We start from the raw sequence: 12,796 nt of genomic DNA, 5'->3' as shown, positions 1-12,796 counted from the left end.
ATTAACCTGTCGTTTTTGGTTCGTCATGCTGCCTGCAGCATGACGTTCTTTTTTCCCGCCCGCGCCGCCCGCCGAGCCGGCGGGGGCAGGTCGTACTTTTGCAGCTCGCCTTTACTGCTTCTGCATTGCCCGCCACTCCTCCCCCACGTCCCTTTTCCTGGCCCGAGCCGCTGCCGCAAGCACTCTTCGTGCTGCGCTGGCTGCTGCTCTGCGCCGTCATCAGCGCGCTGGTGGGCACGGCTTCGGCGGGTTTTCTGGTGGCGCTGGATTGGGTGACCAGCACGCGCGAGGCGCATCCGTGGCTGGTGCTGCTGCTGCCGGCGGGTGGCTTGCTGGTGGGCCTGCTCTACCACTACCTAGGGCAGCGCGTGGCCCGCGGCAACAACCAGCTCATCGAGGAAATCCATCAGCCGCGCGACGTGATACCGCTGCGCATGGCCCCGGTGGTGCTGCTGGGCACGCTGCTGACGCACTTGGTGGGCGGCTCGGCGGGCCGCGAGGGCACGGCCGTGCAGATGGGCGGCGCCCTGGCCGATCAACTGACGCGCTGGCTGCCCGGGCCCCTGCGCCTGCGGCCGCGGGAGCGGCGCCTGCTGCTCATTGCCGGCATCAGCGCGGGCTTCGCGTCGGTGTTCGGCACGCCGCTGGCCGGGGCCGTGTTTGGGCTGGAGGTGTTTCTGATCGGCCGGCTGCGCTACGGGGCGCTGCTGCCCAGCGTGCTGGCCGCTTTCGGCGCCGACTGGGTGACGCGGGCCTGGGGCGTGGGCCACACGCCCTACGCGGTGCCGCTGGTGCCCGCGCTGACGGCGGCGGGCGTGGGCACGGCCCTGCTGCTGGGCCTGCTGAGCGGGCTAACGGCACGCGGCTTTGCGGCGGCCGTGCACGCCTGCCAGGGCTGGAGCGCCCGCCTGATCGGGTGGGCGCCGCTGCGGCCGGCGGCGGGCGGGGCGCTGCTGCTGGCCCTCGTGTGGCTGCTGAGCCTCGGCCCCGTGCCGGACGTTGCGCGCTACCTGGGGCTGGGCGTGCCCACCATCGTAGCGGCTTTTCAGGCGCCGCTGCCCTGGTACGCCTTCGGCCTGAAGCTGCTGCTAACCGCGCTGACCCTAGGCACGGGCTTCAAGGGCGGGGAGGTTACCCCGCTGTTTTTCATCGGAGCGGCATTGGGCTCGGCGCTGGCCCCGGTGCTGCCGCTGCCGGTGGCGCTGCTGGCCGGCATGGGCTTCGTGGCGGTGTTCAGCGGCGCGGCCAACACGCCCCTGGCCTGCACGCTGATGGGGCTGGAGCTGTTTGGGCTGCCGAGCGCGCCGTACCTGGCGCTGGCCTGCGTGGTGGCGTACCTGACCTCGGGGCACGGCGGCATCTACGGGGCGCAGGTCATCGGTGAGGCCAAGCACCCGCGCTACGGCCGCCACGTGGGGCGCACCCTGCAGCAGCTGCGCCGCCGCTAAGGGCCAGCTGCTGGCTGCGGCGTTGAGGCAATTCACCCGGCATAGCAGCCCCTGCCACCCCGCTCATACGACGCGGGCCGCGGGCGTGCATCACATACTCATGTGATGGCGCAGCCTACACCGAGCCCAATCATGTCATTGCTGAGTGCAACTAAGGCCAGTTCCTTTGTGGGTGCCTGCCCTTACTGACCAGCTTGCCTTTCCGGTTTTGGTCGAAGCGAAGTCGGGCAGCCAGTCCTGAACCATCCAACTGCTCCACGCATGACCAAATTCCTACCCCTGCTCGGGCTGCTGAGCAGCTGGGGAGCCTACTCGGCCCAGGCCCAGTGCCCGGCTCCTCCCGTTTCATCGGCCGGTGCGGCCTCGGTCTGCAACGGCCAGGTGAGCCTCAGCACGACGCTGGGCACCACCCCCTTACGCTACGCGTCCTCGGTGCTGCGCTTCAGCTCGCAGTACAACGACAACAGCTGGGCCGCCGCCCAGGTCCTGGGCACGCCCAATGTGTACCCCCGCCACGGCGACCTCAGCGGGGCCTGGGCCAGCAGCGACGCCGACGGCTCGCGCGAGTTCCTGGTGCTGCGCTTCGACAACCCGGCCCCGGCCAAGCGCATCCTCATCTGGGAAACCTATAACCCCGGCGCCATCGACACGGTGTTCGTGCGCAATCCAACCACCCAGGCCTGGGTGCCGGTGTACACGGCCACGGCCGCGGCGGCCGGCGCCAACTCGCGCATCCTGAACATCAACTTCCCGCTGACCAGCTTCCCCGTGCGCGATGTGCGCATCGCCCTGAATTCGGACGCGGTAGCGGGCTGGAACGAGCTGGACGCGGTAGCGCTGTCGGATGAGGCGGCCAGCTACCAATGGGCCCGCAACGGCGTGGACCTGCCCGCCACCACCACCGGCGCCACTGGGCCGGGCCTCGCGAACCTGACCACCAGCGGCGCCTACTCGGTGCGCGTGACCAACGACGCGGGCTGCACCGCCACCTCGGCCCCCTTCAACGTGATGGCCGACACGGCCCCGACCGTGACGGTGGCGCCGTCGGGCAGCACCACCATCTGCCAGGGCGGCTCCGCCACGCTCACCGCCACGGGTGCCAACGGCACCGCCTCGGTAGCGGGCCGCGGCCTGCGCTTCGACGGCACCGACGACCTGGCCAGCGTGGCGGCCAGCAGCAGCCTGCACAACCTCTCCACGGCCCTGACCGTCGAAGCCTGGATCAACCCTGTCGGCGCGGGCTCCGCCATTCAGAACGTGGCGAGCAAGTCGACGCAGGCCGTGAACACCGGCTATATCTTCCCGCGCACCGACAACCGCTGGGACGATTTGAGCGTGTGGCTGCACATCGGCGGCGCGTGGCGGGTATTCCCGGTGTCGTACACCGCTTACAAGGGCGGCTGGCACCACGTGGCGGCTACCTACGACGGGGCGGCCGTAAAGATTTTCATCGACGGCGCCAAGGTGCTCGACCAGCCGCAGACCGGCGCGGTAGCCACCAACGCCAACCCTCTCACGCTCGGCTCGCAGCCGGGCTGGGGCGAATACTACAACGGGCAGCTCGACGAGCTGCGCCTCTGGAGCGTGGCGCGCACGGAAGCCCAGATCCTGGCCGACTACAACAAAACTGTGCTGGCCACCCAGCCCGGCCTGGCCGCCTATTACCGCCTCGACGAAGGCTCGGGCACGGCCTTCGTGGATTACACCAGCCACGGCAACACCGGCACGCTGGGCGCGGGCAACACCACCCCCACCTGGATCAACAACCCGGCCCCAATTCGGCAGGGTCTGGCGTACAGCTGGACGCCGGTGGCGGGGCTGAGCAACGCCACCACGGCCGCGGTGCTGGCCACTCCCACCACCAGCACCACCTACCGTGTGCGGGCCACCAACGTGAACAGCGGCTGCTTCGACGAAGCCACCGTGACGGTAAACGTGGGCGCAGCCTTTACCTGGAGCGGCGCGGTGAGCACCGACTGGACCAACGCCGCCAACTGGGCCTGCGGCTCGGTGCCCACTTTCGGCGACAACATCACCATTCCGGCCGGCATGCCGCGCTACCCCGTCATTGGGGCCCCGGCGGCGGTGCGCAACCTCACCATCGAAAGCGGTGGGCAGCTCACCCTGAGCGGCGGCACCTTTTCCGTGCACGGGCAATTCACGAACCACGGCTCATTTACCCAGACCGGCGGCACCATCGCCATGATGGGCGCCACGTCCGACGACATCGGTGGGCATAGCACCGTGTTTGAAAACCTGACCATCGGCACCGGTGGCGCGCGGCTGACGGCCCCGGTGCAGGTGCACGGGCTGCTGATGCTGGCCGGCACCCTGAACACCAACGGGCAGGTGCTCACGCTGCTCTCCGACGCCAGCGGCACGGCCACGGTGTACAACAACCCCGGCGCGGTGCAGGGCCCGGTCACGGTGCAGCGCTGGATCAACCCCGGCCTGAACGCGGGCCCCGGCTACCGCCACCTCAGCGCCCCCGTCGGCGGCAGCACCGTGGCCGACCTGGCAACGGGCAGCTTTAGCCCGGTGGTCAACCCGGCTTACAACGCGGCCGCCAACCCCGCCTTGGTCACGCCCTTCCCCACGGTGTTCGGCTACAACGAGATGCGCCTGCAGCCCGGCCCCGGCAATACGTTTGATACAGGCTGGGAATCACCGGCCAGCCTGAACGAACCCCTCACCCCCGGCCGCGGCTACACCGTGCAGCTGAGCCCCCAAACCGTGGATTTCGTGGGCCCGCTCACCAACGGCGCGGTCAACATTCCGCTGCTGCGCGGCGCGGCGGCCCCGGGCTGGAACCTGATCGGCAACCCTTACCCCTCGCCCCTCGACTGGGACCGGGTCACGCCGCCCGCCGGGATGGACGCCGCCGCGTACGTGTACCGCTCCACCGGTCCCTACGCGGGTAGCTACGTGAGCTACGTGAACGGCGTCGGGCCCCCCGGCTCCCACCTGCTGCCGATGGGCCAGGCCTTCTTCGTGCGCGCTGCCGGCGGCACGCCCACGCTGGCCCTGAACAACACCCACCGCGTGACCACCCTTACCGACCCGGCCCTGCACCGCACCACGGCCGATACGCGCCCGCTGCTGGCCTTGGCCCTGCGCACCGCGGGCGCAGCCACCGACGTGCTGTACGTGTACCAGCAGGCCGGCGCCACGCCCGGCTTCGACGGCCGCTACGACGCGCTGAAAGTGCAGCTCAACGGCGGGCAGCAGCCAACCCTGTACCAGGCGGCCGGCCCCGATGCCCTTTCCATTCAGGGCCTGCCGACTGGCAACCAGCCCGTGGCGATGCCGCTGGGCCTGCACGCGCCGCAAGCCGGCCCGTATTCCTTTGAGCCGCAGCTGCTGCACTTCCCCCCCACGGCGACGCTCTTCCTGGAAGACCGCCTGACCGGTACCTGGCACGACCTTCGGCAGGGCGCCTACCACGTGCAGCTGGCGCAGGGCCTGAGCACGAGCCGCTTCGTGCTGCACCTGAATGCGCAACGGGTACTGGCCGCGCGGCCGGGCCGGGTAAGCGGCGCCGAGCTGCGGGTGTACCCCAACCCCGCACAGGGTCGTTCCGTGACCGTATCGGCGGCGGGCCTGACGGGCAGCAGCGCCGAGCTGCGCCTGCTGAACAGCCTGGGCCAGGTGGTGCGGCAGGAAACCGTAGCCCTGACCGGCCGCCTGCTGGAGCGCTCCGTAGCCACCCAGCAACTGCCCGCAGGCGTCTACACGGTGCAGCTGCGCACGCCGGCGGGCACCCTCACCCGTAAGCTCATTCTGAATTAATTCCCCGATGAAACGCCTCCTGTTCCTACTTCTGCCGCTGCTGAGCGTTGCTGCGGCTTCCTCCGTTGCCCAAACGCCCGGCTCGGGTGGCCCGACGCCGAGCAACGAGCCGCCCGCCGCTCCCACAGCCGTACCCCTCGACGGCGGCGTTTCGCTGCTGGTGGCCGGGGGCGCGGTCTACGCCCTAAGCGGCCTGCGCAAGCGCCGCAGCTAGCCAAAGACGCTCCGTTACGTGAAATAGCCTTGACTAGGGCCCGCCGGTTGGGCGGGCCCTTGCTCGTTCAGGTGGCTTGACCTGGGCTGGTAATTCCGCGAAAGGGTACCGCAGAGCATAGGGCGCTTTTGCGGATAAAGCCGGCTTCTGGCAGCGCACCCACCCCGCGTTGAATCCGCAGCTACATGAAAAAGCCCCATCGGCAGCTGGCCGATGGGGCTTTTGTCTGTCCAGCAAGAACCGTCACGATTCGCTGAGCACGTCCGAGGGGGCCGTAGCCGATGCCGGACTCCCCAGGGCGCGGGCCTTGCCGGGCAGGGTCTTGTGGCGCTCCTTGCCCAGGGCCGCGGCGGGTTCGGGCACCCAGTGGTGCAGGCCGCCGGCGCGCTCGTCGTTGAAGGTGACGGGAATGTCATTGGCGGCGGTGCGCTCTTTCCACGTGCGGTGCTGGGTGCCGTCGTCGGTGCGCTCCATCGTGATGCACTGCTCCACCGGGCACACCAGGGAGCAGAGGTTGCAGCCCACGCAGTTCTCGTCGATGATTTCGGGCACGCGGGTGCCCTCGCGCAGCCGGATGGCCTGGTGGGCGCCGTCTTCGCAGGCCGTGTAGCAGAGCTGGCAGCCGATGCACTTGTCCTCGTGGATGTGGGCCGTCACCTGGTACTTCAGGTTCAGGTCCTCCCAGTGCTTCACGTTCGGCAGGGCCTTGCCGACGAAGTCGTAAATCGTGTGGAAGCCTTTTTCCGCCATGTACTGCTCCAGCCCGGCCGTCATTTCGCGGATGATGCCGAAGCCGAAGTGCATGGCCGCCGTGCACACCTGCACCGAGGAGGCGCCGAGCAGGATGTGCTCCACTGCGTCGCGCCAGTTCTCGATGCCGCCAATGCCGGAAATGGGCAGGCGCACGTCGGGGTCTTGGGCGCAGTTCTTCACCATGTTCAGCGCAATGGGCTTCACGGCTGGGCCGCAGTAGCCGCCGTTGGTGCCCTGGCCGTCCACGATCGGGTACGGCGCGAACTTGTCCAAATCGACCCCGACGATGCTTTGAATCGTGTTGATCAGCGAAATGGCATCGGCGCCACCGGCGCGGGCCGCGCGGGCCGGCTCGGTAATGTCCGAAATGTTGGGTGTGAGCTTGACGATGACCGGAATGCGGGCCACTTCCATCACCCACTCCACGATGGTCTTGAGCACTTCGGGCTCCTGCCCCACGGCCGAGCCCATGCCCCGCTCGCACATGCCGTGCGGGCAGCCGAAGTTCAGCTCGATGCCGTCGGAGCCGGCGTTCTGCACGTCGCGCACGATGTCGTGCCACTCCTGCCGGCTCTGCACCATCAGCGAGGCAATGACGGCGTGCTGGGGAAAGCGCTTCTTGACTTCCTCGATTTCGCGCAGGTTGTCCGCGAGCGGGCGGTCCGAAATCAGCTCGATGTTGTTGAAGCCAATCAGCCGCTTGTCGCGGTAGTTCACCCCGCCGTAGCGGCTCGACACGTTCACCACGGGCACGCCCAGCGTCTTCCACACGGCCCCGCCCCAGCCCGCGTCGAAGGCTTTCATCACCTGGTAGCCGGAGTTGGTGGGCGGCGCCGACGCCAGCCAGAACGGGTTTGGCGACTTGATACCGGCAAAATTGATGGAGAGGTCAGGCATTGGTTGACTGTTTTAGAACGTCATGCCGAGCTTGTCGAGGCATCTCGCGTGCTGACGTCTGCAGGTTATGGTCGGATGAAGAAGTTGCTATCCAGCATCAGCAAGCGAGAGGCCTCAACAAGCTTTCGGCATGACGGTCAGGATTCAGTTACCGCTCAAGTACTCATGGATGCCCCGCGCCGTCTGCTTGGCTTCGGCGGCGGCGTTGACGACCTCGGCCCCGCCGTTCAGGGCGTCGCCGGAGGCGAAATACTTGGGGTTGGTGGTCTGTCCGGTGCGCGCGTCGGCCACGATGCGGCCCTTGCTGTCCGTTTGCAAACCAGGAATGTGGTGCAGAAAGTGGGTTTGCTTGGCCTGCCCGGTGGCTTTAATGACCATGTCGCAGCTTTCCACGAACTCCGAGCCCGGCACCATCTGCACCTGCCCATCCTGCACGGCCGTGCAGATAAACTTCACGCCTTCCACCTTGCCGTTGCCCACGATTTCCACCGGCGCGACGTTGAACAGGCCCTTCACGCCCACGCCCTTGGCCAGGTCGTACTCGAACGCGTAGGCGCCCATATCTTCCTTGCCCCGGCGGTAAGCCAGAATCACGTCTGCCGCGCCCAGCCGCGCCGATTCCGAAGCCGCGTCCATGGCCGTGTTGCCGCCGCCGAGCACGATGACCTTGCGGCCCACGTGCACGTGCTGGTGCTGCACCCGCAGCTGTTCGATGAACTCCACCGCCCCCACGCAGCCCGTGCGCTCCTCGCCCGGCAGCAGCAGGGCGTTGGTGCCGCCCAGCCCGATGCCGAGGAAAATGGCGTCGTACTCTTCCTCCAGCGTTTGCAGCTCCGCGCGGGAGCTGATGCGCTGGTGGTAGTGCACCCGGTAGCCGAACTGCCGCTCCAGGTAGTCCATTTCGGCCAGCGTCTCCTCGTTGGTGATTTTGTAGGGCGCCACGCCGTACAGCGTCAGCCCCGACGGCTGCTCCCGGGCTTCGAACACGTCCACCTCGTACCCCAGGGCGCGCAATTCGCAGGCGCAGCTGATGCCCGCCGGCCCGGCCCCGATGACGGCCACCTTGCGGCCGTTGGCCGGCCCCGGCCCGAACAGCGCCTTGCCGCTGTCGATAACCTTGCGGGTGGCGTGGCTCTGCAGCCGCCCGATTTCGATGGGCTTCTGCTCGTTGAGGTTGTACACGCAGGCACCCTCGCAGAGCACTTCCGTGGGGCAGACCTTGCCGCAGGCGTTGCCGAAGTAGTTGGCCTCGTAGATGGTCTTCGCGGCGCCGGTGGTGTTGCCGGTATTGATCTGCCGGATAAACTGCGGTATATCGATGCCCGAAGGGCAAGCCTTGATGCAGGGCGCGTCGAAGCAGAACAGGCACCGGGAGCTTTCATACAGCGCCTCGGTGTTGCTCATCAGGGGCTTGATCTGGGCGAAATTCGCCGCAAACTCCTGCTCGGTCGTGGGGGTCGGGTACTCGGCCATGGGGGTATGGCGTTGGTTGCGGAGAGAATTATTGGACAGTCATGCTGAGCATGGCGCCCTTACTTTTGACGTTCCATCATTTCGTCCTAACGGCCTACAGCTCCACCAGCTTCTCGTAGGTCTCGGGGCGCCGGTCGCGGAAAAACTGCCAGGTGGCGCGCACCTCGTCGATCATATCCAGATCGAACTCGGCCACCAGCAGCTCGTCCTTGTATTCGTCGGCTTCGGCAATGATCTGCCCGCGCGGGTCCACGAAGTAGGAGGTGCCGTAGAAGCGGCCCAGGTTCCAGGGCTTCTCCTCCCCCACACGGTTGATGCAGCCCATGAAGTAGCCGTTGGCGGCCGCGTGGGCGGGCTGCTCCAGCTTCCAGAGGTACTGCGAGAGGCCGGCCACCGTGGCCGAGGGGTTGTACACGATTTCGGCGCCGTTCAGGCCCAGCACGCGCGCGCCGTCGGGAAAGTGCCGGTCGTAGCAGATGTACACGCCCACCTTGGCGTACTTAGTCTGAAACACGGGGTAGCCCAGGTTGCCGGGCTTGAAGAAGTACTTTTCCCAGAAGCCCGAGGTGTGCGGGATGTGGTTCTTGCGGTACTTGCCCAGGTACGTACCGTCGGCGTCGATGACGGCGGCTGTGTTGTACAGGAAGCCGGCCTGCTCCTTTTCGTACACCGGCACGATGATGACCATGTTGTACTTCTTGGCGTACTCGGCCATGCGCTCGGTCGTGGGCCCGGGTACCGGTTCGGCCGAGGCGTACCAGGCTTTGTCCTGGCCGGGACAGAAATAGGGCGTATTGAAGATTTCCTGCAGACACAGAATCTGCACGCCCTGCCGGCCGGCTTCCTCAATGAGCGGAATGTGCTTCTGCACCATCGCCTCCTTGATTTCCTCAATCGTGCCTTCGCCTTCGGTCATGGGCAGGCTCATCTGAATAAGCCCGGATTTAATCATTCGTGGCATGGTGGGGTACGCGGTTATTTGGTTGGGGAAAAGAGTTGTGTGGCGGGCAGCAAACCAGCCTGATCATGCCGGCGAGCCTGGCGAACCGGGGCGCAGCTCCTACTTAAGTTAGTAAATAGTTGGCCCTCTGCGGATAAACTGCCCGTAGCCGCGCCCGACTTTGGCCTCGCCGGCATCCACCGCCACTTGGCCGCGCAGCAGCACAGTGTCTATTTTACCGGTCAGTTCCCAACCCTCGTAGCCGGAGTAGTCCACATTCATGTGGTGGGTGGCGGCCGAAATCGTGTGCTTCTTTTCGGGGTCGATGAGCACCAGGTCCGCGTCGGCACCGATGCTGATGGTGCCTTTGCGCGGAAACATGCCAAAGATTTTGGCCGCGTTGGTGCTCGATACCTCCACGAACTTCTGCAGGCTGATGCGGCCCTGGCTCACGCCCTCCGAGAACAGCAGCTCCATGCGGTGCTCGATGGCCGGGTGCCCGTTCGGAATCTTCGAAAAGTCGTCCCGGCCCATCTGCTTCTGCTCCCACCCGAAGGGGCAGTGGTCGGTGCCCACCACCTGCACCAAACCCTGGTTGATGCCGGCCCACAGCGTCTGCTGGTCCTTTTTCTCGCGCAATGGCGGCGACATCACCCACTTCGCGCCCTCGAAATCGTCCCCGTACAGGGAGGCATCGAGCAGCAGGTACTGAATGCAGGTTTCCACGAACACGCGCTGGTTGCGCTCGGTGGCGCGGCGCACCTGGTTCAGCGCCCCCTCGCAGGTCAGGTGCACGATGTAGGCGTTGACGCCGGTGTAGTTGGCAATGTCGGCGAAGCGGCCCGAGGCTTCGGCCTCCGTCACTTCGGGTTGCGAGAGGTAGTGGTAGCGCGGCGTGAGTTTACCCGCTGCCCGGTGCTGGGCAATGAGCGTGTCGATCATGTCGCCGTTGGTGGCGTGGGCCGTCACCAGCCCGCCGTGCTTGCGCACTTCCTGCATCAGCCCCACCATCTGCGCGTCGTCGATCATGAGCGCGCCCTTGTAGGCCATGAAGGTCTTGAAGGAAGTGATGCCCTCGGCCACCATGTCCTTGATTTCCTCCTTGGTCTGCGGGTTGAAGTCGGTCACGGCCATGTGGAACGAGTAGTCGCCCACGGCGGTGCCGGTGGCCCGGCCCTGCCACTCGGTCAGCGCCTCGCGCAGCGAGTGGCCCTGCTTCTGCAGCACGAAGTCGATAACGGTGGTGGTGCCGCCGTGCAGCGCCGCGCGGGTACCCGTCTCGTGCGTATCGGAGCTGAAGGTGCCCATGAAGGGCATGTCCAGGTGCACGTGCGGGTCGATGCCGCCCGGCACGATGATTTTGCCGGTGGCGTCGATGACTTGGTCGGCCTGCACGGGCAGGTTTTTCCCAATGGCGGCAATGGTTTCGCCCTCAATGAGGATGTCGCACACCGCATCGGAATCAGCCGTAACTACCCGGCCATTCTTAATTAGCAAAGACGCCATGCAAAGCAGAGAAAAAGGAGGAGCTACAAGCAGGAAAATATAGGCATTTCCCCGTTATTACCATTGCTAAATCCACATAATTATTACTACTGGAATAATAAGCACCCTATCCCGGCCAGCGCGGAGCCAGAAAGCCAATAATTATTACATTAAAGTGGCAGCCTGCCGAATTATTTAATTCGGCCGCCGTCGCCGTGCCGTTCAGCGCGAATTAATGCACGTGCTGATCGGCGATGCTGATGGCCTGGGAAATAATTTCCAGTCCCTCATCCATTTCCTCCTTGGTGATGGTCAGCGGCGGCGCGATGAAAATGTAATTCCAGCGCACGAAGGTGTACATGCCCAGCTCCCGGATCTTGGCCATGACCTGATTCATCACCGTCATCTGCTCGGGCGCGGCGTTCCAGGGCGCCATCGGTTCCTTGGTGTCACGGTTCTTTACCAGCTCCAGGCAGCCCAGCAGGCCGGTGTTGCGCCAGTCGCCGATGCTCGGGTGCCGGCCCATCAGTTCGCAGACGCGCGCGTCGAGGTAGCGGCCCATCTGGTCGGCGTTTTCGACGAGGTTTTCCTCCTCGTAAATGTCGAGCACGGCCACGGCGGCGGCGCAGGACACGGGGTGCGCCGAGTACGTGAGGCCCAGCGGCAGCGGCCGGTCGTTGAAGTGCCGGGCAATCTGCTCGTCCACCATCACCGCGCCCAGCGGCAGGTAGCCGGCGGTGATGCCCTTGGCCATGGCCATCAGGTCCACTTTCACGCCGTGGTGGTCGGAGCCAAACCACTTGCCGGTGCGCCCAAAGCCCGACATCACCTCGTCGGCGATGAGCAGAATACCGTGCTTGTCACAGAGTTGGCGCACCCGTTGCCAGTAGCCGGGCGGGTATTTGATGCAGCCCGAGGTGCCCGATTCGCCCTCGAGCAGGATGGCCGCCACGTTCTGCGGGCCTTCGTAGCCGACGACGCGCTCCATGTGGTCGGCGGCGCGCTGGGCGCACTCTTCCGGGGTGGTGCTGTGCCAGGGGCAGCGGTAGAAAAACGGGTTTTCGACGTGCACCACGCCCGGCATGGCCTGCGAGTCGACGGGCAGCTTGCGTGGGTCGCCGCCGGCGCTGATGGCCCCGTACGAGGCGCCGTGAAACGACTGGTACAGCGTGACGATTTTGTGACGGCCGGTGTAGAGGCGGGCCAGTTTGATGGCGTTTTCGATGCTCTCGGCCCCGCCGAGGGTGAAAAAGGCCTTGGTCAGGTTCGCGGGGGTAATCTCGTTGAGCTTGCGCCCCAAATCACCGCGGGCCTTGGTAATCATGCCTGGGTACACGTAGCTCAGCTCCCGCATTTGTGCGGCCACGGCCTCGGTTACTTTCTGGTTGCCGTGGCCGATGTTCACGTTCATCAGCTGCGACGAGAAATCGAGGTAGCGTTTGCCGTCCCGGTCCCACAAATACACGCCTTCCGCCCGCTCGGCATTGATGGGGTTTAGCCCCGCCTGTTTCGACCACGAAAACAACGTGTACTCCAGGTTATCGTGCAGGATTTGCTCCTTGTCAACTTCGGTGAACGTTTCCATTTTGGCTGTGGGAAATGGGAAAACAAAGCACGCTATACGGGCGTCCTTTAAATGTATGCAATAATTAGTAAGATGCAGGCATAAAAAGGCGCGCAATTACGCCTCCCGTCGTCAGATCGTACTGCCTGCTAAACCGGAAAAATTACCAGCTCCCGGTGAAGACAAAACCGAAGGGAGGCACAAGCCTATTATGTGTCTTTACGGCCGCTAAG

The 12,796-nt window shown here is 65.6% G+C and carries 8 protein-coding genes; 3 read left to right on the top strand and 5 right to left on the bottom strand.

Annotation, left to right across the window (positions count from 1 at the left end; all coding sequences use genetic code 11):
• Window positions 1–125: 125 nt before the first annotated feature.
• The 3 genes from ACYVKQ_RS08010 to ACYVKQ_RS08000 all read left to right on the top strand — a co-directional run bounded on the left by ACYVKQ_RS08010 (window position 126) and on the right by ACYVKQ_RS08000 (window position 5,451).
• Entirely contained in the window at window positions 126–1,448 is a 1,323-nt protein-coding gene (locus tag ACYVKQ_RS08010; RefSeq protein ID WP_460577403.1) for a chloride channel protein, read from the top strand.
• Between the two features lie 261 nt (window positions 1,449–1,709).
• Complete coding sequence (locus ACYVKQ_RS08005) at window positions 1,710–5,237, top strand: LamG-like jellyroll fold domain-containing protein (protein WP_460577401.1); 3,528 nt, start codon at window positions 1,710–1,712, stop codon at window positions 5,235–5,237.
• A 7-nt stretch (window positions 5,238–5,244) separates the two neighbouring features.
• Window positions 5,245–5,451 (top strand): PID-CTERM protein-sorting domain-containing protein, encoded by a 207-nt coding sequence (locus tag ACYVKQ_RS08000; RefSeq protein ID WP_460577400.1) that lies wholly within the window; start codon window positions 5,245–5,247, stop codon window positions 5,449–5,451.
• 243 nt (window positions 5,452–5,694) lie between these two features.
• On the opposite strand, the gene preA is transcribed toward ACYVKQ_RS08000, so the two are convergent.
• The 5 genes from preA to ACYVKQ_RS07975 all read right to left on the bottom strand — a co-directional run bounded on the left by preA (window position 5,695) and on the right by ACYVKQ_RS07975 (window position 12,584).
• A complete protein-coding gene (gene preA, locus ACYVKQ_RS07995) occupies window positions 5,695–7,101 on the bottom strand; it encodes an NAD-dependent dihydropyrimidine dehydrogenase subunit PreA (protein ID WP_460577398.1) in 1,407 nt (468 codons plus the stop codon).
• A 144-nt stretch (window positions 7,102–7,245) separates the two neighbouring features.
• Window positions 7,246–8,574, bottom strand: a complete 1,329-nt coding sequence (locus ACYVKQ_RS07990) for an FAD-dependent oxidoreductase (protein WP_460577396.1) — start codon at window positions 8,572–8,574, stop codon at window positions 7,246–7,248.
• A gap of 94 nt (window positions 8,575–8,668) precedes the next feature.
• Window positions 8,669–9,526 (bottom strand): carbon-nitrogen hydrolase family protein, encoded by an 858-nt coding sequence (locus tag ACYVKQ_RS07985; RefSeq protein WP_460577394.1) that lies wholly within the window; start codon window positions 9,524–9,526, stop codon window positions 8,669–8,671.
• A gap of 117 nt (window positions 9,527–9,643) precedes the next feature.
• Window positions 9,644–11,020, bottom strand: coding sequence for a dihydropyrimidinase (hydA, locus tag ACYVKQ_RS07980; RefSeq protein WP_460577392.1), 1,377 nt, complete (start codon window positions 11,018–11,020; stop codon window positions 9,644–9,646).
• Between the two features lie 211 nt (window positions 11,021–11,231).
• Window positions 11,232–12,584, bottom strand: coding sequence for a PLP-dependent aminotransferase family protein (locus tag ACYVKQ_RS07975; protein ID WP_460577391.1), 1,353 nt, complete (start codon window positions 12,582–12,584; stop codon window positions 11,232–11,234).
• Window positions 12,585–12,796: the final 212 nt, after the last annotated feature.

Source organism: Hymenobacter coalescens (genome assembly GCF_054783195.1).
Note: the sequence above shows the minus strand (reverse complement) of the source record. Positions and strands in the feature narration are given on the sequence as shown.

Coding starts and splice junctions, on each gene's coding strand:
- ACYVKQ_RS08005 (WP_460577401.1), top strand. CDS start 1,710: ATGACCAAATTCCTACCCCTGCTCGGGCTGCTGAGCAGCTGGGGAGCC.
- ACYVKQ_RS07985 (WP_460577394.1), bottom strand. CDS start 9,526: ATGATTAAATCCGGGCTTATTCAGATGAGCCTGCCCATGACCGAAGGC.
- ACYVKQ_RS07975 (WP_460577391.1), bottom strand. CDS start 12,584: ATGGAAACGTTCACCGAAGTTGACAAGGAGCAAATCCTGCACGATAAC.
- ACYVKQ_RS08000 (WP_460577400.1), top strand. CDS start 5,245: ATGAAACGCCTCCTGTTCCTACTTCTGCCGCTGCTGAGCGTTGCTGCG.
- preA (WP_460577398.1), bottom strand. CDS start 7,101: ATGCCTGACCTCTCCATCAATTTTGCCGGTATCAAGTCGCCAAACCCG.
- hydA (WP_460577392.1), bottom strand. CDS start 11,020: ATGGCGTCTTTGCTAATTAAGAATGGCCGGGTAGTTACGGCTGATTCC.
- ACYVKQ_RS07990 (WP_460577396.1), bottom strand. CDS start 8,574: ATGGCCGAGTACCCGACCCCCACGACCGAGCAGGAGTTTGCGGCGAAT.